The organism is Nonomuraea diastatica (assembly GCF_004349015.1).
Taxonomy (GTDB): domain Bacteria; phylum Actinomycetota; class Actinomycetes; order Streptosporangiales; family Streptosporangiaceae; genus Nonomuraea; species Nonomuraea diastatica.
The window spans coordinates 1-22,699 of record NZ_SMKP01000179.1 but is presented as its reverse complement, the minus strand read 5'-3'; the positions used below and the strand labels follow the sequence as shown (position 1 = coordinate 22,699).

The following is a 22,699-nucleotide window of genomic DNA, read 5'->3' as shown; positions in this document are numbered from 1 at the left end:
GCCAGCCGGGTGCTCCAGTAGCCGGCCTGCCCGTCCAAGGCCGCGCCCGCCTGCCGCCGTCGCTGCCAGTGCGCGAAGTCCGCGTAGCGGATCCTGGGCGGGGGCAGCGGGTTGTCCTGGCCGGCCACCAGCGTGTCGCCCGGCGTGGGCGCGGGGTCCTCGCCGCTCTTCTGCTCCCCGGAGCGCGGACGCGGGTGCGGCGCCGTGTCCTCCGTGGCCGGCGTCTCGGGCGCTGGTTCGGATTTACCCGACTTGGTGGGCTTATCCCGACTATCTGGCTTATCCGGCTTATCGGACTTGGGGGGTGTGTCGGGTTCGCGTAAGGAGGCGATGACGTTGTCCGCCTCCTTGTCGGCGGCGAACTCGTCCGCCGCCTCCGACTCCCGCCGCCGGATCACCACCATGTGGTCCACCGAAGCCCGTCCCGCCCCCACTACGGCCAGCAGCAGGGACGCCGCGCCGAGGAGGATCAGCTCGTTCAGGCTGATGGGGTTGAGCGGCGGCGCGACCAGGAAGACGGCGAGGGCCTCGGCGAAGAGGATCAGCCCGGTGACGGAGACCGCCAGCCCGGCGATCAGCAGCGCGCCGCCGATGAGCTCGGCGAGCATCGTGATCGGGGCCCAGGCGCCGGGCGCGGGGGCCCCCTGTTCCAGGAACTTCTCCCCGGTGATCTTCAGCCCGTCTTCCAGCTTGGCCCAGCCGTTGGCGAAGAAGATTCCGCCCACGCCGACGCGGGCGACTAAAGCGGCAAGATCACTTAGAGCCTGTCTCACGGTAGTTGTCTGCCCTAATCGGGACATGGCACACCTCAATCACGGCTGAGCAACGTGGCCACCGCGACGGCGGTCAGACTCAGCAGAACGACGCTCACGACCACGGTCGTGTGCAGGGCGTTGACGAAGGCCCACCGGGCGGCGTCGAGCAGCGCGCCACCGGCGCGGCCGCCGATCTCGTCCGCGACGTGCGCGGCCGAGGCGAGCGACTGCCGGGCCTTGTCCATGCCGCCCGCGGACACTCCGGGCACGGCGGGCAACCCGGGGGCGTACACGATCGCGGTGATCGTCCCGAGCACGGCCACGCCCAGCCCGGCCCCCAGCTCATAGGCGGTCTCCTCGATGGCCGCGGCCCCACCCGCCTGGGACTCGGTCGCCGACGACATGATCGTGTCGGAGGCGGCCAGCAGCGCCACCTGCACGCCGAAGCCGATGCCGACGAAACAGATCGCCAGCATCACGGGGTGGCCTTCGACACCCCAGCTCAGCGTGGGCGTCAGCGCCAGCGCGACGAGGCCGAGACCGCCGCTCATGGTGGCCCGCATGCCGATCCTCGGCAGGATGTGGGCGGCGGCGAGCCCACCGGAGATGGCGGAGATGACCAGCGGCAACATCCGGACGGCGGCGCGCAGCGGGCTGTCGCCGAGCACGAGCTGAAGGTATTGGGCGAGCATGAGCTGGAGCCCGACCAGTGCGAACACGCCGAGCAGCACGCCCGCGACCCCGGTGGCGAACTCGCGCCGCCGGAACAACCCGATCTCCAGCAGCGGCGTGCGCAGCCGCGTCTGCCGCCGGACGAAGGCGGCCAGCAACCCGAGCCCGGCCAGGAACACCAGCACGGACGCCCACAGCGGCATCAGGCTGCCCGAGCCCGCCTCCTTCAGCCCGAACGCCAGCGCCAGGATCCCGAGCACCGATAGCACGGCGCTCATCGCGTCCCATGGCCGGTCCTTGTGCTCGCGCGACTCCGGCAGCAACCGGACGGCGGCGGGCAGCAGCACCAGCAGGATCGGCACGTTGATCAGGAAGACCGCGCCCCACCAGACGCCGACGAGCACACCTCCGACGAGCGGCCCGACGGCCGCGCCCGCGGCGGCGACCGCGCTCCAGACGCCCAGTGCGATGGCCCGCTCGCGCCGGTCGGTGAACACCTGGCGGATCAGCGACAGGGTGGCCGGCATGATCATCGCGCCGCCGACGCCGAGCAGCGCCCTGGCCAGGATGAGGGTCAGCGGGGTCGGGGCGAACGCCGCGCCCGCCGAGGCCAGGCCGAACAGCGCGAAGCCGCACAGGACCATGCGTTTGCGCCCGTACTTGTCGCCCAGCGTGCCGAACATGATCAGCAGGGGCGCGACCACCAGCGAGTAGATGTCGATGATCCACAGCAGCTGCACGGCGGAGGGCTCGAGCGCGGCCGTGAGTGCGGGCACCGCGATGTGCAGGACCGTGGCGTCGACGGTGATCAGCAACAGGCTCAGGCACAGGAGCACGAGGATGGACCAGCGGTGGTCCCGGTGCTCCCGATCCGCAGTCCGTACGAAAGGTGCGGCCTGTGTGACGGTCATGGGCCTCCTTGCAGGCCGATCCGTTCCAGGGCCCGCACGTGCTTTCGGGTCGGCGCGGGGACCACGGCTCGGCACTCGCTCCTCCCGAGGCCTCACGCCCGGCTCCTCCGCTCCGGCTTGCGTGGCAGCTTAGGCCATGTCAGGCACTCGTCATAGCGGTATCGCCTGATCCAGGGTCACACACGAACCTCTCTAGAGAGATACAGCCATATGTCGGTATCTATCCAACGATCGTTCGTGAAGCGATCATGGGACCGTGGGGACCGATCACCATGGCAGAAAAGACCATCTTCCCGACCGGTCCTCCCGCGAGTGGTGCGCCGAGGCCCTGGCCAGGCTGGACGCCGGCCGCCCCGACTCGGCGCTCGACGCCGCCCGCAGGGCGGCCGACCTTGACCCGTCCGCCGAGTGGGCGTACCGGCTCATCAGTCTCGCCCACGAGCGGCTGGGGCGCGACGCCGACGCCGTGCCCGCCGCGGAACGGGCCGTCGAGCTGGCCCGCGGCTCCTGGCCGGCCCGCCTGCGCCTGGCCTCGGTTCTGCGCCGCGTGCCCGGCCGCTGGGGCGACGCGGTCGAGCACGCCACGCTGGCGGCGAAGTTCGCGCCCGAGGAGGCCGGCCCGAGGGTCCTGCTGGGCGACCTGGCCCTGCTGCGCGGCGATCACGCCGCCGCCGAGCGGTCCTACCGCGCCGCGCTCGCCACCGAGCCCGGCCAGCCGCAGGCCCGCGTGAACCTCGGCCTGTCGCTGCTGCGCTGGGACCGCCACCGCCCGCACCACGACCCCGCATGGCCGGTGAACCCGCGCGACACCGGCAGGGCGAGGCGCGCCCTGGAGGTCTGGTCCCGCCAGGCGCGCCTGCTGGTCGCCGTCGCCACGGTCGCGATCGTCGCGGCCGCGCTGCTGTCCGGCTGGGGCGCGCAGGCCGAGCTCGGCGGCTTCGCCGTGCTGGCCCTGCTGGTGCCGCTCACGGTCAGGCAGGCCAGACGGGTGGGTCTGTGGCGGTACGTGCGGCCGATGCTCTGCCGGGATCCCTGGCTCGGCGCGCACCTCGTGTCGGCGGCGGTGTCGGTGGCGGCGTTCGCCGCCTGGCTGCTGCTGGCGGCCATGCCGACGCTCCCGGCCGCGTTCGACCCGGTCTGGGCCGGTCTGGCGGGCATCGCGGTGCTGGGCTGGCCGGCGCTGGCCACCGTACGCGCCCTCGCCGAGGCGTGGCGGGGCCGCCCGCTGCGGGCGCTGGCCGAGTCGGCGCGCGCCCAGGAGAGCGAGCGCACCGCCAGGCGGAACACCGGCGTGACGCTCTGGATCCTGCTGGGCAGGACCTGGTCGGTGCTCGTTCCGCTGCTCGGCGGGGCCCTCGCCGTGGAGCCGAGGGCGGCCCTGGCGGCGGTCGCGGTGCCGTACCCGATGGTGCGCGGATACCTGCGCGCCCGGCACCGCGGAGACAGGTGGCTGCTCGCCGCGACGAGCCTCGTCGCGCTGTCCGCCGTGGCGAGCGCGGCGGGCGGGCTGTCCGGGTCGGCCTGGGCGTGGCGGGCCGGGCTCGGCAGTCTGGGCGTGGCGATGGCCGTGTTCCTGGCCCGCGCGGCGCGCGCGTGGTGGCGCGGCGGCGCCGGCCCGTGGCGGGCCTCCCTCCTCATGTGCGACCTGCCCATGGGCGCGGAGCCGTCCGTCCCGCTCGGCCCCGAGGTGCGCCAGACCTTCTCGTACGCCCGCAGCATCGTCCTGTCGTACGCCGACTCCCTCGGCCCCCGGGTCGCGGGGGCGGTGGCGTCCGTCACCTCATCGGGCGAGTTGCGGCTGATCGCGGAGACGGAGGCCTGGGACGCCATCGAGGCCGACCCCAGGGTGGCGGTGTTCGCCACGGACCCGTTGCAGCGGCGCTTCTGGGTGGAGGTGCGCGGCATCGCCCATGCCGACTCGGACGTCCTGCGCATCACGCCCAAGCAGGTGTTCCTGGGCGAGTTCCCCGGCCGCCACCAGCGCCGCCAGACCTGAACGTGCCCCCGCGCCGGCGGAGCGCCGGCGGGACCGGGCGCGGTCCGCCGATCCGGCGTAGAATATTGTTCTATGGACGTCCTGCGCACGCCTGAAGAGCGCTTCGCCGGCCTGCCCGGCTTCCCCTACGAACCCCGCTACGCCGACGTGCCCGACGGCCTGCGCATGGCCTACGTCGAGTCGGGCCCCGCCGACGGCGAGCCCGTCGTGCTGCTGCACGGGGAGCCGACCTGGTCGTTCCTCTACCGGCACGTCATGCGCGAGCTGGCCGCGGCCGGGCTGCGCGCGATCGCCGTCGACCTCGTCGGGTTCGGCCGCTCCGACAAGCCGGCCGACCTCGCCGCCCACACGTACGCCAGGCACGTGGAGTGGACCCGCGCCCTGATGTTCGACGCGCTCGGCCTGAGCGGCGTCACCGTCGTCGGCCAGGACTGGGGCGGCCTGATCGGGCTGCGCATCGCCGCCGAGCACCCCGAGCGCGTCTCCAGGATCGTGGCCGCCAACACGGGCTTGCCGACGGGTGACATTCCCCTGCCCGAGGTGTGGCACCAGTTCAAGGCCACCGTGCTCAAGGCCCCCGTCCTGGACATCGCCCGGCTCGTGCAGGCGGGCTGCAAGACGCGGCTGCCCGAGGAGGTCCGCGCGGCCTACGACGCGCCGTTCCCCGGCGAGGCGTACAAAGCGGGGCCGCGGGCCATGCCCGGTCTCGTGCCGATCACGCCCGGCGACCCCGCCGCGCCCGCCAACCGCGCTGCCTGGCAGGTTCTCACCACTCTCGACCGGCCGTTCCTGGTGGCGTTCTCGGACGGCGATCCGATCACCGGAGGCATGGCGCCCATTCTGCTCAAATCGATCTCCGGCACCTCCGGCCTGCGGCATCCCGTGATCGAGGGCGCCGGCCACTTCCTCCAGGAGGACGCGGGCACCGAACTCGGCCGCCACGTCGCCGCCTTCGTGACCTCCACCTAGCGTGTCAGGACCGCCCAATCGCCCGTCCGGTGCGGTATAACCGGGGGCGGACCGGGGAGGCGTGATGCGTGAGTCCGACAGGGCCCAGGCGGCGGGGCGGGCCGCGGCGCGGGATCTGTTCGAGAAGGTGCGGCAGCGTTACTACCAGATTCCCCCCGCCGTGCGCCGGGTGCTCTATGTGGTCGTGCTGGTCGCCGCCATGGGCGTGGGCGCCGCACTCGGTTGGGATCTGCTGCGGACCTTCCCGCTCGTCCTCCTGGCGCTCGCGTTCGTCGCGCTGACCATGCGCTTCCCGCGCGCCGCCGCCACCGCCCTGGTGGTCGCGGGCTGGATGGTGCTGGCGCTGCTCCTCTTCTCCGGGCTTTTCCCGCCCGGCTCGGGCTCGGTGCACCTCATGGTCGCGCTGGCGCTGCCCGTGGCGGCCGGCGCCCATCTGATCCGCTGGGTGACGCCGTGGGTGACCACGCTGGTGGCGCTCGCCCCCGCCGGCCTGCTCGCCGTCCCGCTCTCCTTCGCCTCCGAGAACGTCTCCGTCTGGGCCGCGTACGCCACGGCCCTCGCGGTGCTGATCCACCGCTTCGTGCTGGCCCGCAGGACCAAGGCCGAGCGCGCGGCGGCAGAGGAGCAGCAGGTCCGGGTCAGGGTGCGCGAGGGCAGGCCGGAGTCGCCACAGGACAGATCTGCCGCGCCGCCGCAGATCTCCGTCGAAGAGGCGCTCGGCGAGCTGGAGAGCATGGTCGGCCTGGCGCCGGTCAAGGAGCAGGTGCGCTCGATCGCCGCCTCCATCGAGGCGTCCAGGCTGCGGGCCGAGGCCGGCTACACGACCGACCGGCCCACCAGGCACTTCGTCTTCGCCGGCCCGCCCGGCACCGGCAAGACCAGCGTGGCCCGCGCGCTGGCGAAGATCTTCTACGCGTTCGGCCTGCTGGAGACCCCCTACGTCGTCGAGGCGCAGCGGGCCGACCTGGTGGGCGAGTTCCTGGGCGCCACCGCGATCAAGACCAACGAGCTGGTGGATCGCGCGCTGGGCGGTGTGTTGTTCATCGACGAGGCGTACGGGCTGGTCAACTCCTCCGACGGGCAACCCGACAGGTTCGGCGCGGAGGCGGTGCAGACCCTGCTCAAGCGGGCAGAGGACGACCGCGACCGGCTGATCATCATCCTGGCCGGCTACGAGCAGGAGATGGGCTCCTTCCTGTCCAGCAACCCCGGCCTGGCCAGCAGGTTCGCCACGCGTGTGCGCTTCCCCGGCTACTCCCCCGCCGAACTCGTCGAGGTCACCGAGCTGCTGCAGAAGCGCAGGGGCGACACGATGGGCGACGACACCAAGCGGGTGCTGCTCGGCCTCTTCGACGACGTGCACCGGCGCGGCCTGGTCGACGAGCTGGGCAACGCCAGGTTCGCGCGCAGCCTGGTGGAGGCCGCCGCGCAGGCCCGCGACGTGCGCGTGGTGGGCGCGGGCGGCACGCCGACCACGTCCGACCTCGTCACCACCACGGCGCCCGACGTCACCAAGGCGTTCGAGGAGCTGACCGCGCGGTTCCGCGGCTACGTGGCCACGCCCACGCTGGAGGAGGCGCTGGCCGACCTCGACGGGATGGCCGGCCTGGAACCGGTCAAACGGCAGGTGCACGCCATCGCCGCCCAGCTCCAGGTGGCCAGGATGCGGCAGGAGCGCGGGCTGCCCACCCCGCCGCAGATGCGGCACTTCGTCTTCGCCGGCCCGCCCGGCACCGGCAAGACCACGGTCGCCAGGGTGCTGGGCCGGGTGTTCGCCGCGCTCGGCCTGCTGGCCAGGCCCGACGTCGTCGAGGCGCACCGGGCCGACCTGGTCGGCCAGCACCTCGGCGCCACCGCCATCAAGACCAACGAGCTGGTCGACCGGGCGCTGGGCGGCGTGCTCTTCATCGACGAGGCCTACAGCCTGGTCAACCCCGGCTACCAGGGCGGCGACGCGTTCGGCGCCGAGGCCGTGCAGACCCTGCTCAAGCGCGCCGAGGACGATCGCGACCGGCTCGTGATCGTGCTGGCCGGCTACCAGCGCGAGATGGACTCCTTCCTGGCCACCAACCCCGGCCTGGCCAGCCGGTTCAACCAGCGGGTGGCCTTCCCCAGCTACTCCCCCACCGAGCTGTCCGAGATCGCGGTGCTGCTCGCGGAGCGGTCCGGCGACTCGTTCGACGAGGAGGCGCTGCGCCGCCTCGACGAGGTGTTCGCCTGGGTGTGCGAGGAGCGGCTGATCGACGGGCTCGGCAACGGCCGCTTCGCCAGATCGCTGTTCGAGCGCGCCGCCATGCGCCGCGACGTCCGGCTGGCCGCGCACGCCTCGCGTGGCGGCTCGGCCAGCTCCGCCGACCTGACGACGATCACGAGTGAGGACGTCCGCACCGCCGTGGACGAACTTTCCGGCCGGTAATCCACCACGACGCTCACCCCGTGTAGCAAGATGAGCACGATGGGTGGCTCGGCGTCGAAGGGGGAGCGATGGCGGGGTTCCTGGCCCGCAGGGTGCTCAACTACGCCGTGCTCGTCGTGGTGGCCGCCAGTCTCGCCTACCTTCTGGCGGCCACGGCCCTCGACCCCCGCTCCAACTACGCCGACCGCACGCCGAAGCCGCCGGCCGCCGTGGTCGACGCCCAGTTGACGGCGCTCAACCTCAACGACAGGACTCCCCTGCTGCAGCGCTACGCCACGTGGGCGGCGGGCGTGCTGCACGGCGACTTCGGCAGGTCCGTCGGAGGCACGCCGGTCAACGACGACCTCAGGCGCCGCATGGGCGTGACCTTCCGGCTGGTCGTGCTGGGGCTGGTGTGCGGGAGCCTGCTCGGCGTGCTGGCCGGCGCGCTGGCCGCGGCCCGGCAGTACGGATGGTTCGACCGCCTCTCGACCGGCCTGTCGTTCGTGGTGCTCGCCGTGCCGGTGGTGGTGCTGGCCAACATGCTGATCCTGGCGGCCACGTGGGCCAACGAGCACGTCTTCGGCCGCCAGGTGTTCCTGGTCAGCGGCGAGCACAGCGACGGCCTCGGCACCGGGTTCTGGGGTCACGCGCTCGACCGGCTGCAACACCTGATCCTGCCGACCGTCTCGCTGTCGGTGGGGCTCATCGCCGTCTTCAGCCGCTACCAGCGCAACATGATGCTCGACGTGCTGGGCGCCGACTACGTGCGCACCGCCATGGCCAAGGGGCTGAGCAGGGGCCAGGCGCTCGTCCGCCACGCGCTGCGGACCGCGCTGATCCCCGTGGCGACCTACTTCGCGTTCACGTTCGGGACGCTGCTGACGGGGGCCACGTTCACCGAGAAGATCTTCGGCTGGCACGGCCTGGGCGAGCAGCTGATCAACTCGATCTTCCGCAACGACGTCAACACCGTCGCCGCCATCTCCTTCTTGGCGGCCGTCGCCGTGTTGTGCGCCTCGCTGGCCGCCGACCTGCTGCACGCCGCGCTCGACCCGAGGGTGCGGGCGCGATGACGCTCTCCGAGGAGGAGCTGGCCGAGGAGCTCCGCGACGGCGTCGTGGCGGGCGCGCCGTCCAGGACGCGCCTGATCGCCGGGCGTTTCTTCCGCTCAGGGCAGGGACGGCTCGGGTTCGGGGTGCTCGCGCTGATGTTCCTGCTGGCCTTCGCGGGGCCCCTGGTCAGCCCGTGGAGCTACCTCGACAAGGACTTCACCGCGTTCCTGCAGCCGCCGTCGCCCGACCACTGGTTCGGAACGCTCCAGACGGGCGCCGACGTCTTCGCGGTGACACTGCGCGGCATGCAGAAGTCGCTGATCGTGGGGCTGCTCGCGGCGCTGGTGTCCACGGCGCTGGCGGCCGTGGCGGGGGCGTTCGCGGGCTATTTCCTGGGGTGGACCGACCGGACGCTGACCTGGGTGAGCGACCTGCTGCTGGTGCTGCCCGCGTTCCTGGTCCTGGCGATCATGTCACCGCTGTTCGGGTCGGGTCAGTGGCCGCTGTTCGTGATCACGCTGGCGCTGTTCCTGTGGATGGTGACCTCGAAGGTCGTGCGGGGGATGACGATCTCGACGAAAGAGCACGAGTTCATCCAGGCCGCCCGCTACATGGGCGTGGCCCCCGTGCGGATCATCTTCCGCCATGTGATCCCCAACCTGTCGTCCCTGCTCATCGTGGACGCCACGCTCAACGTCAGCACCGCGATCCTCACCGAGACCTCGCTGTCGTACTTCGGGTTCGGCATCCAGCCGCCGGACGTGTCGCTCGGGACGCTCATCGCCGACGGCTCGCGGACGGCCGTCTACGCGCCGTGGACGTTCTGGTTCGTCGCGGGGCTGCTGGTGGTCACCGTGCTCGCGGTCAACCTCGTCGGCGACGCCCTGCGCGACGCGTTCGACCCCTCGTCGAAGCGGGCGCGATGAGCCCGGTGCTCGACGTGCGCGACCTCAGCGTGTCGTTCGGCGGCGTGCCCGCCGTGCGGGAGGTGAGCTGCGCCGTACGCCGCGGCGAGGTCCTCGGCATCGTCGGCGAGTCGGGGTCGGGCAAGTCAGTCACCTCGGCGGCCGTCATGGGGCTGCTGCCCCCGGGCGCGCGCGTCACCGGGTCCGTACGCCTGCACGGCAGGGAGCTGATCGGCGCACCCGCGCGGGAGCTGACCTCCTGCCGCGGCAAGGCCATGTCGATGGTGTTCCAGGACCCGCTGTCCGCACTGACGCCCGTCTACCGGGTGGGCGACCAGATCGCCGAGGCCGTGCGCGTGCATCAGCGGGTCGACAAGGAGGCGGCCCTGGTCAGGGCCGTACAGCTGCTCGACCTCGTCGGCATCCCGCGCCCCTCAGAGCGGGCCCTGGCCTTCCCGCACGAGTTCTCCGGCGGGATGCGGCAGCGCGTGATGATCGCGATGGCCATCGCCAACGACCCGGGTGTGATCATCTGCGACGAGCCGACCACCGCGCTCGACGTGACCGTCCAGGCGCAGGTGCTGGAGGTGCTCAAGAAGGCGCAGCAGAAGACCGGCGCCGCCATCATCATGATCACCCACGATCTCGGAGTGGTGGCCGGCTTCGCCGACCGGGTGCTGGTCATGTACGCCGGCCGCCCGGTCGAGGTGGGCGGCGTGGACGACGTCTACTACCGGCCGCGGATGCCGTACACGGTGGGGCTGCTCGGCTCGATCCCGCGCGCCGACAAGGGCGGGCGGTGGCCGCTGACGCCGATCGAGGGCAGCCCGCCGTCGCCGGCCGCGCTGCCGCCCGGGTGCCCGTTCGCGCCGCGCTGCCCGATGCGGATCGACGCGTGCGAGGAGCGCGAGCCGCCGCTGTTCGAGGTGGGCGACGGGCACCGCGCCGCGTGCATCCGCTGGAAGGAGGTGGCCCCGTACACCTTGGGCGTGCCCGCGGTGTACGGGGCCCCCGGCTCCGCGCGGCGGACGCCGCGGCGCGCGCAGCGCACGGTGCTGGAAGTGCGCGGCCTGGTCAAGGACTATCCGCTGCTCAAGGGGACGCTGTTCAGGCGCAGGATCGGCACCGTGCACGCGGTGGCCGGAGTCGACTTCGACCTGCGCGAGGGCGAGACGCTGGGGCTGGTCGGCGAGTCGGGCAGCGGCAAGACCACCACGTTGACGCAGATCCTCGAACTGGCCCCGCCGCAGCAGGGCGGCATCACCGTGCTCGGCCACGACACCGCGCGGCTCGACGCCGCGCGGCGCACCGAGATCCGGCGCGACATGCAGGTCGTCTTCCAGGATCCGCTGGCCTCGCTCGACCCGCGCATGACGGTGCACGACATCCTGGCCGAGCCGCTGCGCACCCACGGGCAGCGGCGTCCAGGACGGCGGATCGCCGAGCTGCTCTCGCTGGTCGGCCTTGACCCCTCGCACGCCGCCCGCTACCCGCAGGACTTCTCCGGCGGGCAGCGGCAGCGCATCGCCATCGCCCGCGCGCTCGCGCTGGAACCCCGGCTGCTGGTGCTGGACGAGCCAGTCTCGGCCCTCGACGTGTCGATCCAGGCCGGGGTGATCAACCTGCTCGGCTCGCTCAGGGCCAGGCTCGGTCTGTCCTACCTGTTCGTGGCGCACGACCTGGCCGTGGTGCGCCACATCGCCGACCGGGTAGCCGTGATGTACCTCGGCAGGATCGCCGAGATCGGGCAGGTGGACGCCGTCTACCAGGCTCCGGCGCATCCGTACACGCAGGCCCTGCTGTCGGCGATCCCGCTGCCCGATCCGGTGCGTGAGCGCGCACGGGACCGGATCCTGCTCGAAGGCGACCTGCCCAGCCCGGCCGACCCTCCGACGGGCTGCCGCTTCCGCACCCGATGCCCGAAGTTCCGCGCGGAACTCACCGGGGACGAGCGCCGGCTCTGCGTGGACGTCGAGCCCGAGGTACGCCCGCTGAGCGCGGACCAGGGCGCGGCCTGCCACTACGCCGAGCGGCGCGACGTCGTATAACCAGGAGGTAATCGCTCGATGAAAGCATCACGTCTTGTCGTGGCCGTCACCGTGACGGGCTCGCTTCTGCTGGCGGCCTGCGGCGGCGGTGGGGGCAGCTCGGGCGGCGGCGGCACGGCGGGGGACGACCGTGCGCCGAAGGCCTACGACGTCAACCCGCAGCCGCGCGACAAGGTCAAGGACGGCGGCACGCTGCGATGGGGCATCAACGAGTTTCCCGCGCAGTGGAACAGGAACCACGTGGACGGCAACCTGGCGATGGCCGCCGTGGTCAGCAACGCGCTGCTGCCCTCACCGTTCCTGTCCGACGAGAAGGCCGAGATCACGGTGAACGACAACTACGTGATCGACGCCAGGGTGACCGAGCGGCGGCCCGAACAGGTGGTCACGTACACGCTGAACCCCAAGGCCAGATGGTCCGACGGGAGCCCGATCACGTGGGCCGACTACCGGACGCAGTGGCGGGCGCTGAACGGGCGCGATCCTGACTTCCGCATCGCCTCGTCCACCGGCTATCAGGACATCGGGCAGGTGGCGCGGGGCAAGGACGACTTCCAGGTGGTGGTGACGTTCGACCGGCCCTTCGGCGACTGGCAGTCGCTCTTCTCTCCGCTGCTGCCCGCCGCCACCAACCGCACGCCCGAGTCGTTCAACAACGCCTGGCTGAACAAGATCCCGGCGTCGGCGGGTCCGTTCAAGTTCGGCGGATTCACCTTCAACGGGTCGAGCGAGTTGCTCAAGGACCGCGACGTGCGGCTGGCCGTGCAGCTCGGCATCGACCGCCAGGCCATCGCCCGGTCCGACCTGCAGGGGCTGGACTGGCCGATCGCGCTGCTGAACAACCACTTCTTCATGAACACGCAGGAGGGCTACCGGGACAACGCCGGCGAGCTGCGCGCGTACAACCCGGCACGGGCCAAGAAGCTGCTGGACGCGGCCGGCTGGCAGCTCGCGGGCGGGGGCGGCACGGTCAGGCAGAAGGACGGCAAGCCCCTCGACCTGCGCTTCGTGGTGCCGTCGGGGGTGCAGGTCAGCAAGGCGGAAGGCGAGCTGGCGCAGAGCATGCTGGCGCAGATCGGCGTGAAACTGACCATCAAGGCCGTGCCCAGCGACGACTTCTTCAGCAAGTACGTGATCCCCGGGAACTTCGACATCACGCCGTTCGCCTACATCGGCACACCGTTCCCGGTCTCGAGCAGCTACGGCATCTACGCGAACGCGCCCGACGGGAAGACGTGGAACGCGAACTTCGGGCGCGTCGGGTCGGCGGCGGTCGACGAGGCCATGAGCCGGGCGGCCCAGAGCCTGGACCCGGTGCGGGCCCGCAAGGAGACCAACAAGGCGGACCGGCTGATCTGGCAGCAGGTGACCGTGCTGCCGCTCTACCAGCGGCCGCAGACCGTCGCGACCCGGGAGACGCTGGCCAACGCGGGGGCGCGCGGGTTCTACGACCTCCGCTACGAGGACATCGGTTTCATGCGCTGACGCGGCCGGCCGGCCGGCCCGCTCGCCCCGTTCCGCCGCGGCGGTGGCCGTCAGGTGGGCGCGCCGGCCGTGACGCGGTCGACGAGGCCCTTGGTGCCCTCCTCGCGCGCGCAATGAGCGCAGCAGTACCAGTGCTCGCCCGACTGGACGCCGTGCCCGATGACCTTCGTACCGCAGTGCTCGCAGATGGGCGCCATCGCCTCGATCGCGCACTGGAAGCAGTCGAAGGTGTGCACGGCCCCTTGCGCGCGCACCTCGAACGCCATGTCGTAGTCGTTGCCGCAGGTCTCGCAGACAGCCATGGTGATCCCCTTTGCACTGAATCCGCAGTTTGAGTTTCCCCTTTCCCCAAACAGCGGCCGTATTCCGGCCGTCCTTCACGGCCCGCGCAGCACGAAGCGGCCTACCAGCGGCAGGCCGAGCAGGCCGAGAGCCGCCAGCGCGGCGGGCAACCCGAGCCAGCCGCTGAGCCCGGCGACCAGCAGCGGGCTGACCACGAACCCGGTGTACGAGATCGTCGACACCCACCACACCAGCGTCCCGCCGGCGTCGCCGGCGGCGGCGCGGCTGAGCAGGGCGGGCACCATCGGACCGAGCGCCAGCCCGGTCAGCGCGAACCCGGCCATGGAGACCGGCACGCTGCCGCCCAGGCCGGCCAGCGCGATGCCCGCGCCGCCGCCCACCCCCGCCACCAGGTACAGCGTCCTGAGCGGCATCCTCGGCAGCGCCTGCACGGTGAGCCGCCCGACCGTCAACGCCGCCATGTAGACCGCGGGTGCGGCGCTGGCCGTCAGCGGGCTCGCCCCGCGGTGCTCCTCCAGCAGCAGCACCGACCACTGCTCGACCGAGTTCTCGATGGTCAGCACGCAGGCGGCCAGCACTCCGAGCAGCAGCGCGGCCCCCACGAGGCTGCGCCGGTCGATAGGGGAGGAAGTGACAGGCAGGCCGCGCCCCAGCGGCAGCGCGAGCAGCGTCAGTGACGCGGCGATCACGATCAGCCCGATCGCCACGAGCACCGTGCCGGCGTCGAGGCCGAGCGAGCGGGCCAGCCCGGTGGCCGGCGCGGCGGCGATGACCGCGACGGGGAACGCGGCATGCACGGGCTGGAAGAGCCGGCGCCCGCTCTCGCGCTCGGCCCTTCCTGTGGCCAGGTTGAGCGCGATGTCGAGCGCGCCGCTCGCCGCGCCGACCAGCAGGAGCGCGAGTGCGAGCTCCCAGGCCGTGCCCGCCAGGCCGATGCCGGCCACGCTCAGCCCGAACAGCACGGTGAACCCCAGCAGGGCCGCCCGCTCGCGCCCGCGCGCGATCCTCCCGGCAAGCGCCATCGCAGGCAACGCCCCCACCGGTACGGCGCTCAGTGCCAGTCCCAGGTCGCTCGCTGAGAGAGCCAGCTCAAGCTTGACGGCGGGCAGCAGGGCCGACCACGCGCCCCAGAACACACCCCACACCGCGCAGACCGCGATCAGCGGCATTCGACCAGCACCCCTTGAAATTTTGGTCAAGTCACAGTAAAGATCGACGATGTCCTTATTGCCGCCTGCCGAAGGGACACACGTGCTCATCCGCACGGTCATCGCGACCGCCCTGGCCGCCGCCGGAATCGCCGCCATCCCCTCCGCCGCGTACGCCGGATCGGCCGCCTACACCCCCGAGCGCGTCTGCGGCCCCGGCTTCCACCGGGTCAAGGACGGCCACCGCACGATGAAGACCCGCGCGGGAGCGGTGTTCGGGCACGTGTATCTGATGTATAGCAAGCGCAGCGGCAAGAACTGCGTCGCCGCGATCAAGACGGCGTACAAGGGCGCCCGTACGGTGACCGGCGCCCACCTCGAGGTCAGGGGCGGTGGCCGGAGCGAGGACGTGCAGAGATACCGCTACTACGCCGAGACGGGCCACATCGACGGGGCCTGGAAGTGCGTACGGTACTCCGGCTGGACCCGCGACTCCAGCAACCGCGTCGAGGCCTGGGGCGGACGCAAGGCTTGGGGCAACTGCAACGGTTAGGCACGCCGCGAGGTGCCCCACGACCCTGGGACCGGTCAAGCTGCGTGCCGGCCAGGTCAACGACTGCGGGTACTGTGTCGGCATGCGCAGCCGCGACCTGAAGAAGGCCGGCGAAGGCGACGAGCGTCCAGGGTCGGTTGCGGCCTGGCGGGAGGCCACCGTCCGCACTCCGGCACAGCGCGCCGCACTCGGGCCGGCGGAAGAGGCGACCAGGCCGGCTGATCGTGCGGCCGTGCCGGACGCGGTGTGGGAGAAGGCGGGCACCTGAGACTCGTTCTCTGCGGGGAAATGCATTGAGCCGATCAGTGAGCCCGGTTAGGTTGGCGCGCATGGCGGGTGACAAGCGCCCGGCATGCCGCCGTCAAGCGGCGCGGCGCATCGTCGCAGGAGACAGGACACGCGTTCAGAAAGGGGGACGACCATGAAACGCGTGAGAATCATGAAGTCGACCGCCAAACGGCGCCCGCGGCCGGCGGTGGAGCCGGATCTGCGTTCACCTGCGGGTCGCACGCTTCCCTACTGATCTGCTCCTTACGCCGAATTTACGGGGGTTTCGGTAGACACAGAGATAACAAGGACATCACGGGGGGCTCACGATGACGAGGCTTGTGGTGGTGCCGCCACACATCGCCAGGCACAAGGTCCGCTATATCCGCAAGGCAGACCGCCGCAAGCCATCCGCCGACCCCAAGGTGATCGACCTGCGGGCCTACACCGGCAGAAACGTGATCCGTTTCCCCGGCGGTCCCACCTCCGCCGCCTAGCGGCCTCCTGGTGCGGGGCCCGCGGCATCCGGCGTCAGCCGTACAACTTCTCGGTGTAGGCCTTGCCGTAGTAGGTCTCCAGCTCTTCGACGCTCTCCTCGACCACCTGCACGTCCTTGACCAGCCTGGCGTGCGAGGGCAGGACGTCGGGATGCCAGGTGTCGGGCTTCCACAGCGCGGCGCGCAGGAACGCCTTGGCGCAGTGGAAGAAGATCTGCTCGATCTGCACCACGAGCGCGAGGTGCGGCCGGTGGCCCTTGACGATCAGCTCGTCGAAGAACGGGGCATCGCGTACGAGCCTGGCCCGGCCGTTGATGCGCAGGGTCTCGTTGCGGCCGGGAATGAGAAAGATCAACCCCACATGCGGATTTTTCAGGACGTTGAGGAATCCGTCCGCCCGGCGATTCCCCGGGCGGTCCGGGATGGCGATCGTCGTGTCGTCGATGACATACACGAACCCGGCGGGGTCGCCCTTGGGCGAGACGTCACATGCGCCCTGGTCGTCCGACGTGGCGATCAGGCAGAACGGCGAGGCTGCCAGCCAGTCGCGGTCGCGCCGGTGGAGGCGTACGCGCTCCTTGGTCACGGCCCTCGACATCACCTCGCCGAGGAGCTCGCGCAACTCGTCCTCGGACCCGATCTCCGCCCAGCTCATCTGATCTCCCTTCGGGGGTTTCCCCTATTTTGTCAGGGAATCGGATCGAGCATCCTGTGACCTTTTCCGCAGAATGAGCTCCGCGTGCCGGGGGTCGAGCCGGGCGGCCGTGCCACTGGGCCGGGCCGGGCCTGGCGGGACAGGGGCGACCCCGGCCCAGTGGCACGGCGCGGTGGTGTTACTCGACGCGCAACATGGTCCAGTGTGACGGCTTACCCTCGTGCATCGCGTCGTTGCAGTTGCAATTGCCGCAGCCAGGGATCATTTCCGGTCCTTTCCTCGCCTTGCCGGATGAGGTCTCGTACCCAGGGTGACGGAGGCATACGCTGGCGTGTCTGCCAGAGTTCCCCACCCCGCGGGCCACACCACCCCGCCGCTACCAGCGCCGGGCGTGCGCCATCGCCGCCAGGTACGCATCGCGCTCGGCCGCGAACCGGGCGTGATCCATCCCCTGCCGCTCGGCCCGCAGGTGCAGCATGGTCAGCTCGGTCGCCGCCTGCTGGTAGTCGCTCATGGGCCGGCCGAGCCCCACCTTCCTGGCCCACTTGCGCGCCTCCTTACGGCCGGGCAGCGTGCTGAGCATCCTGACATCGGCCTCGGTGACCAGCCCGGTGGGCGCGTAGCCGGGCAGGTAGGCGCCCATCTTGGCGACGAGGTGACGGCGCTCGGCGACGGTCACGGCGATCAGGGCGACCAGCGCCACCATGATCACCAGGTAGGCCAGGCCCAGCCAGGCCAGCGATCCCGTGGTGGCGGCGCCGTTCCAGAGGCCGTGCAGGAAGACGGCGGCCAGGTAGCCCAGCGGGATCGCGGCATACCTTCCCGCGGTGCGCCGGGTGAGCGCGTACGCGACCCCCACACCGATCATGGCGGTGTAGACCGGGTGGCCGAGCGGGTCGATCAGGCCCCGCACGACGAACAGCTGCACGGCGCCGCCGGCGCCCTGCTCCGCGAACGCCAGCAGGTAGTAGCCGACGTTCTCCACGGCGGCGAAGCCGAGGCCGGCCATGGAGGCGTACACGATGCCGTCGGTCAGGCCGTCGATCTCCCTGCGCCTGCGCAGGAGAAGGAGCAGCGCCGAGCCCTTGAGCGCCTCCTCGATCACCGGGGCGAGCACCACGGCGCCCACGTCGTCGACGACCGCGGCGCCGAACCCGGCCCGGACGAACAACTCCTGCCCCACGACGGTCAGCGCGATGCCCAGCACGATCGCCAGCCCCGCGCCCCACGCGAACGCGAACGCGAGACTGAGCTTGGGCTCGGGCTCCAGCCGGTCGAGGGAGAGCACCGCGGCGAGCAGCACCGGCAGCGGCGCCACGGCCAGCAGCGCGGCCAGGCCGAAGCCGACGGGACCGCCGGACACCAGCATGACCGCCAGCACGAGCAGCGCCAGCACACCCGAGACGACCAGGCCGATCAGCAGGGCTTTGCTGGGGCGCTGGGAGAGGGCGCTCTGGGGCCGAGCTGTCATCGTGGTGCCTCACTTCCCGTTCGGTCCGCCCACTATGCGGGCCACGCATCTACAGGCGCTCAACGGTCACTTGATTCGCGGTAATAGGGGTCGGCCACGACGGGCTCGCCGTCGGTGTACGAATACACCTCCCGGCCGGAGATGAACACCCTCTGCGCCCGGCTCATGACGTCCAGCGGGTCACCGGACCAGATGACCACGTCGCCGTCGAGCCCGGGGCGCAGGGAGCCCACCCGATCGTCGACGCCCATGATCCTGGCCGGGGTCAGGCTGATCGACCGCAGCGCCTCGGCCGGGTCCAACCCCTCCTTGACCGCGAGCGTGGCCTGATGGACGAGGAAGTGGATGGGCACGACGGGGTGGTCCGTGGTGATGGCCAGCTCGACGCCCGCCCGTGCCAGGATGCCGGGGTTGCGCAGCGAGCGCTGCCGCAGCTCGACCTTCGACCGGCTGGTGAACAGCGGGCCGATGATGACCGGAACGTTCCTGGCGGCCAGGGTGTCGGCCAGCAGGTGACCTTCGGTGCCGTGATTGATCACGACCCGGTAGCCGAACTCGGCCGCCAGCCTGAGCGCCGTGGCGATGTCGTCGGCCCGGTGCGTGTGCTGGCACCACGGCAGCTCGCCGTCCAGCACACGGACGAGGATCTCCAGCGTGCCGTCGCGGTCGAACGGCTTGCCCTCCGCCTCCGCGGCCGCCCGCCTGGCCCGGTAGTCCTGCGCCTTCATGAACGCGTCGCGGATCACCGCGGCCACACCCTGCCGGGTGGAGGGCAGCTTCTGCTGGTCGCCGTAGACGCGCTTGGGGTTCTCGCCGAGGGCGCTCTTGACGCTCACCGGCTCCCTGATCAACATCTCGTCCACGCTCCTGCCCCAGCACTTCACGGCGACCGTCTGCCCGCCGATCGGGTTGCCGGAGCCCGGTTTGATCACCGCCGTGGTCACGCCGCCCGACAGCGCGTCGGCGAAGCCCAGGTCGGCGGGGTTGATGGCATCGAGGGCACGCAGGCGGGCGCCGTTGGGGTCGGTCATCTCGTTGGTGTCCTGACCGGCCCAGCCCTCCGCCTCTTCGTACACGCCCAGGTGGCCGTGGGCCTCGACGAAGCCGGGCAACACCCAGCCGCCACCGGCGTCCACGACGGGAGTCCCCTCCGGCACGGCCACGTCCCGGCCGACCGCGGTGATCTTCCCGTCCTCGATGAGCACGGTGCCTCCGTCGATGGGGTCTCCGTCGACCGGAACGACAAATCCGCCGACGATAGCAAGGTTCATGACCCCGTAACTTACAGGTGAGCGGGTAGGGGCTCGGAATGACGATCTCCGACCTCTACAGCCGATGGCTGCTCGAGATGTGGAACGGCGACTTCGAACTCGCCCACGAACTCGTCACCCCTGGCTTCACCGGCCACTGGCCAGGCATGGAGGTGTCGGGGCCGGACGAGCTGGTCGAGGTGCTCAAGCAGGGGTACGCCCCCTTCCGCGACGTCGAGGTCACGCTCGACGTCGGCCCGATCCCGGACGGTGACCTGGTGGCGGCCAGGTGGACGTTCACCGGCGCCTACCTGGGTGGTCTCCCCGGCGCGACCGTGGCCGAGGGGACCAGGGTGGCCTTCAGCGGACACGACATCCTGCGGGCCGAGGGCGGCAGGTTCGCCGAATACTGGGTGATCTCGGATGCCCAGACCTTCAGCAGGGAACTGGGGATAGGCTGACATATCGCTTTATGTCGGTGCACTTCATGTCGGTGCACGCGGTAGGTACAGGATGGTGCATGTCACAGGAGTACGCGCCCGAGGCGAGCCCGCCACCCCGCTCGCTGAGTGACGACGAGTTGTCCCAGCTGCTGAGCGGGCAACGATTCGGGGCGCTGGCCACCAACAAGAGCAGCGGCCACCCGCACATGTCCACCGTCCAGTACACGTGGGACCCCCGGCAGCGCGTCGTGCGCATCTCCACCATGGCCGAGCGGCTCAAGGTCAGGCAGCTGCACAAGGACCCGCGCGGCGCCCTCTACGTGGCCAGCGACGACTTCGCCTCCTACGCCGTGGCCGAGGGCGAGGCGGAGCTGTCGCCGGTGACCACCGATCCGGGTGACGAGGTGGGCCTGGAACTCCTGGCCATGCAGCAGCACGTCGACGACCCCACCACCTTTCTGCGCCAGATGGCCGACGACCGGCGGCTGGTGATCAGGCTCAGGGTGTCGCAACTGTACGGGACCGCTCTGTCCAAGCCCGCCGGATAGCGCGGCGCCGGTTGTAGGCCACCGACGCGATCACGACCAGGACGAGCGCCAGGTCGACGGCCACCGACCAGCGCATGGCCGTGACGTGCCGCCCGCCCTCCGCGACGACGAAGAAGACCGCGCCGATCACGGCCACGCCGCCCGCGCCCGCGAACTGCTGGGCGGTGCTCAGTACACCCGACCCGATGCCGGCCTGATGCGGCTCGACCTCGACCAGCGCCGCCCCGATGAGTTGCGGCAACACCAGGCCGTTGCCGGCGCCGACGAGCATGAGCGCGACCAGGATGTACGGCAGCCCCTGACCGGCCGCCACCAGGAGCAGGCCCAGCCCGAGCGCGACCACCAGGCCGCCTGCGATGACGACGATCAGCCCGCGCCTCCTGACCAGCCGGACCCCGAGCAACGAGGTGAGCGTGAACATCGCGCCCATCGGCGCGAAGGCCAGGCCCGCCTGGAACGCCGTGAGCCCCAGCCCGCTCTGGAGCAGCAGCGTCAGCGTGAACATGAACGAGGCGAAGTACGCCATGAAGGCGACGATCGACCCGACGCCCGCCAGGTAGGAGTGGACCCTGAGCAGCGCCAGGTCGAGCACCGGCTGCCCGCCCCGCGCCCCGAGCGCCCGCAGCCAGCGCCAGGTCAGCGCGAACACCGGGACACTCGCCACCATGCACGCCCATGCCCAGAGGGGCCAGCCCAGGCTGGTGCCGAGGCCCAGCGGCACCAGCAGCAACGCCACCCCGGCCGCCAGCCCGGCCGCGCCCGGCACGTCGAGCCTGGAACGACGTGCCGTCTCCACTTCCGGGAGCAGCCGCCAGGCCAGCGGCACGACGACCAGCCCGACGGGCAGGTTGATGAGGAAGACCGCCCGCCAGCCGAGCCCGAGCACGTCGGCCGTCAGCAGCAGGCCGCCCAGCACCTGGCCGGCGATCGAGCCGAGGCCGCCGGTCGCGCCGTACCAGCCGATGGCGCGTGCCCGCTCGCCCGGCGGATAGACGGCGGAGATCGTGGCCAGCACCTGCGGCACCATGGCGGCGCCCGCCAGCCCCTGCAGCAGGCGGGCGGCGACGAGCTGGGCCGGGGTCTGCGCGATCCCGCCCAGCACCGACGCCACCGTGAACGCGGCCACACCCCAGACGAACACGCGCCGGTAGCCGTAGCGATCGCCGAGCCGCCCGCCGGTGATCATCCCCGCCGCGTACGTGAAGGCGTAGCCGGCCACGATCAGCTCCAGGGCCGCGGGCCCGGCGTGCAGGTCACGTTCGAAGGAAGGGGCGGCCACGTTCACCACGAAGAAGTCGAACTGCGCCATGAACCAGGCCGACAGAAGAACGGCCAACGCTCCGCGATAATGCACATTTCAGGTTAAAGGGTCATGAACTTCGGCCCCGCGGCGGGTCCGCGTGTCGGATGCTCACCGCCAGGGCACCGCGGGGCTACTCTGCACTCAACTGCAAGTCATGCGATCTTGTGACCGTCGAGTCGTAGGCCTCTCCCCAGCAGAGGAGACCCATGCCCAGACGACTCGCCCTCGTCATCGCGACCACCCTCGCCATCGTGACCGCGCTCACCGGGACCGCCACCGCGGCCTCCGGCCGCCCGGTCGTCAACGTCGCCCACCGGGGCGCGTCCGCGTACGCCCCCGAGAACACGATCGCCGCCTTCGAGCTCGCGGACGACCAGCGGGCCGACATGTTCGAGCTGGACGTCCAGGAGACCAAGGACCACCGGCTGGTCCTCATGCACGACACCACCCTGACCCGCACCACCGACGCCGAGAAGGTCTTCCCCGGCCTGTCGCCGTGGAACGTCGGCGACCTCACCCTCTCCCAGATCCGAAAACTCGACGCCGGCTCGTGGTTCTCCGGCAAGCACGCGGGCGAACCGGTGCCCACACTCGGCGAGGCGCTGCGCACGATGAGCGGCTCGGACATGGGCCTCCTCCTGGAGGTCAAGGCCCCCGACCGGTACCCCGGCATCGAGGCCCGCATCGCCGCCGAACTGCGGCGCAACCCCCGCTGGCTGGCGCCGGGGCGACTGGTCGTGCAGTCGTTCGACTGGGATTCGATGCGCAAGTTCCACCGGCTCCTGCCCGGCGTGCCGATCGGGCTGCTCGGCACGCCGGCGACCGCGGAACTGCCCGCACTGGCCACGTTCGCCGACCAGATCAACCCGCCGTACACCACGCTCACGTCGGCGTACGTCCGGCGCGTGCACGGGCTCGGCATGGAGGTCCTCACCTACACGGTCGACGATCCGGACGACATGCGCCGGATGATCTCCTACGGGGTGGACGGCATCATCACCAACAAACCCGACGTCCTGCGTGACCTGACCGACGCCTGACCTTCGGACGGCCGCATCCCGCCCCCGACC

At 71.4% G+C, this 22,699-nt stretch carries 21 protein-coding genes; 13 read left to right on the top strand and 8 right to left on the bottom strand.

Translation table 11 applies throughout. From position 1 onward, the window contains the following. On the bottom strand, positions 1-725 hold a 725-nt coding region (locus tag E1294_RS57565), incomplete at its 3' end, for a DoxX family protein (protein WP_165977764.1). Positions 726-808: 83 nt separating this feature from the next. Continuing rightward, on the bottom strand, positions 809-2,338 hold the full coding sequence (locus tag E1294_RS41515; protein ID WP_132516516.1) for an MFS transporter: 1,530 nt from the start codon (positions 2,336-2,338) through the stop codon (positions 809-811). A 256-nt stretch (positions 2,339-2,594) separates the two neighbouring features. Between E1294_RS41515 and E1294_RS41510 the strand changes: the two genes are divergently transcribed. The 7 genes from E1294_RS41510 to E1294_RS41480 all read left to right on the top strand — a co-directional run bounded on the left by E1294_RS41510 (position 2,595) and on the right by E1294_RS41480 (position 13,191). Continuing rightward, on the top strand, positions 2,595-4,334 hold the full coding sequence (locus tag E1294_RS41510; protein ID WP_132516514.1) for a tetratricopeptide repeat protein: 1,740 nt from the start codon (positions 2,595-2,597) through the stop codon (positions 4,332-4,334). Positions 4,335-4,406: 72 nt separating this feature from the next. Continuing rightward, positions 4,407-5,303, top strand: a complete 897-nt coding sequence (locus E1294_RS41505; RefSeq protein ID WP_132516512.1) for a haloalkane dehalogenase — start codon at positions 4,407-4,409, stop codon at positions 5,301-5,303. Positions 5,304-5,367: 64 nt separating this feature from the next. Further along, the gene (locus E1294_RS41500) at positions 5,368-7,719 is read left to right on the top strand and encodes an AAA family ATPase (protein ID WP_132516510.1); all 2,352 of its coding nucleotides are present in this window, start codon (positions 5,368-5,370) and stop codon (positions 7,717-7,719) included. A gap of 68 nt (positions 7,720-7,787) precedes the next feature. Then, complete coding sequence (locus E1294_RS41495; RefSeq protein ID WP_132516508.1) at positions 7,788-8,774, top strand: ABC transporter permease; 987 nt, start codon at positions 7,788-7,790, stop codon at positions 8,772-8,774. Next, the gene (locus E1294_RS41490) at positions 8,771-9,679 is read left to right on the top strand and encodes an ABC transporter permease (RefSeq protein WP_132516506.1); all 909 of its coding nucleotides are present in this window, start codon (positions 8,771-8,773) and stop codon (positions 9,677-9,679) included. The genes E1294_RS41495 and E1294_RS41490 overlap by 4 nt, the downstream gene beginning before the upstream one ends. After that, entirely contained in the window at positions 9,676-11,706 is a 2,031-nt protein-coding gene (locus E1294_RS41485; RefSeq protein ID WP_132516504.1) for a dipeptide ABC transporter ATP-binding protein, read from the top strand. Before E1294_RS41490 ends, E1294_RS41485 begins: the two co-directional genes overlap by 4 nt. 18 nt (positions 11,707-11,724) lie before the next feature. Further along, complete coding sequence (locus E1294_RS41480; RefSeq protein WP_165977763.1) at positions 11,725-13,191, top strand: ABC transporter family substrate-binding protein; 1,467 nt, start codon at positions 11,725-11,727, stop codon at positions 13,189-13,191. Positions 13,192-13,241: 50 nt separating this feature from the next. Here the strand turns inward: E1294_RS41480 and E1294_RS41475 are convergent, their stop codons facing one another. Both E1294_RS41475 and E1294_RS41470 read right to left on the bottom strand, forming a co-directional pair. Then, on the bottom strand, positions 13,242-13,493 hold the full coding sequence (locus tag E1294_RS41475; RefSeq protein ID WP_132516502.1) for a hypothetical protein: 252 nt from the start codon (positions 13,491-13,493) through the stop codon (positions 13,242-13,244). Between the two features lie 75 nt (positions 13,494-13,568). Continuing rightward, positions 13,569-14,663 (bottom strand): MFS transporter, encoded by a 1,095-nt coding sequence (locus E1294_RS41470; RefSeq protein ID WP_132516499.1) that lies wholly within the window; start codon positions 14,661-14,663, stop codon positions 13,569-13,571. Positions 14,664-14,745: 82 nt separating this feature from the next. Here E1294_RS41470 and E1294_RS41465 point away from each other — a divergent pair, with 82 nt between their 5' ends. From E1294_RS41465 to E1294_RS53495, 3 genes are all read left to right on the top strand, one after another. Then, positions 14,746-15,195 (top strand): hypothetical protein, encoded by a 450-nt coding sequence (locus tag E1294_RS41465; RefSeq protein WP_132516497.1) that lies wholly within the window; start codon positions 14,746-14,748, stop codon positions 15,193-15,195. Between the two features lie 25 nt (positions 15,196-15,220). Next, entirely contained in the window at positions 15,221-15,463 is a 243-nt protein-coding gene (locus E1294_RS41460; RefSeq protein WP_132516522.1) for a carboxymuconolactone decarboxylase family protein, read from the top strand. A 328-nt stretch (positions 15,464-15,791) separates the two neighbouring features. After that, positions 15,792-15,959 carry a hypothetical protein gene (locus E1294_RS53495; protein WP_165977762.1) on the top strand — a complete coding sequence of 56 codons (168 nt, stop codon included), beginning with the start codon at positions 15,792-15,794 and terminating at the stop codon, positions 15,957-15,959. Between the two features lie 34 nt (positions 15,960-15,993). On the opposite strand, the gene E1294_RS41455 is transcribed toward E1294_RS53495, so the two are convergent. The 3 genes from E1294_RS41455 to E1294_RS41445 all read right to left on the bottom strand — a co-directional run bounded on the left by E1294_RS41455 (position 15,994) and on the right by E1294_RS41445 (position 19,356). Continuing rightward, entirely contained in the window at positions 15,994-16,614 is a 621-nt protein-coding gene (locus tag E1294_RS41455; RefSeq protein ID WP_132516495.1) for a pyridoxamine 5'-phosphate oxidase family protein, read from the bottom strand. Positions 16,615-16,990: 376 nt separating this feature from the next. Then, entirely contained in the window at positions 16,991-18,085 is a 1,095-nt protein-coding gene (locus E1294_RS41450; protein ID WP_132516493.1) for a PrsW family intramembrane metalloprotease, read from the bottom strand. Positions 18,086-18,144: 59 nt separating this feature from the next. Further along, on the bottom strand, positions 18,145-19,356 hold the full coding sequence (locus E1294_RS41445; RefSeq protein ID WP_132516491.1) for an amidohydrolase: 1,212 nt from the start codon (positions 19,354-19,356) through the stop codon (positions 18,145-18,147). A 38-nt stretch (positions 19,357-19,394) separates the two neighbouring features. Here E1294_RS41445 and E1294_RS41440 point away from each other — a divergent pair, with 38 nt between their 5' ends. Both E1294_RS41440 and E1294_RS41435 read left to right on the top strand, forming a co-directional pair. Next, the gene (locus E1294_RS41440) at positions 19,395-19,796 is read left to right on the top strand and encodes an ester cyclase (RefSeq protein ID WP_132516489.1); all 402 of its coding nucleotides are present in this window, start codon (positions 19,395-19,397) and stop codon (positions 19,794-19,796) included. A 59-nt stretch (positions 19,797-19,855) separates the two neighbouring features. Beyond that, the gene (locus E1294_RS41435) at positions 19,856-20,326 is read left to right on the top strand and encodes a TIGR03618 family F420-dependent PPOX class oxidoreductase (protein WP_132516487.1); all 471 of its coding nucleotides are present in this window, start codon (positions 19,856-19,858) and stop codon (positions 20,324-20,326) included. Here the strand turns inward: E1294_RS41435 and E1294_RS41430 are convergent. Further along, entirely contained in the window at positions 20,277-21,662 is a 1,386-nt protein-coding gene (locus E1294_RS41430) for an MFS transporter (RefSeq protein ID WP_220448237.1), read from the bottom strand. The two genes, E1294_RS41435 and E1294_RS41430, sit on opposite strands and share 50 nt — an antisense overlap. Before the next feature lie 173 nt (positions 21,663-21,835). Between E1294_RS41430 and E1294_RS41425 the strand changes: the two genes are divergently transcribed. Then, complete coding sequence (locus E1294_RS41425; RefSeq protein WP_132516485.1) at positions 21,836-22,669, top strand: glycerophosphodiester phosphodiesterase; 834 nt, start codon at positions 21,836-21,838, stop codon at positions 22,667-22,669. Positions 22,670-22,699: the final 30 nt, after the last annotated feature.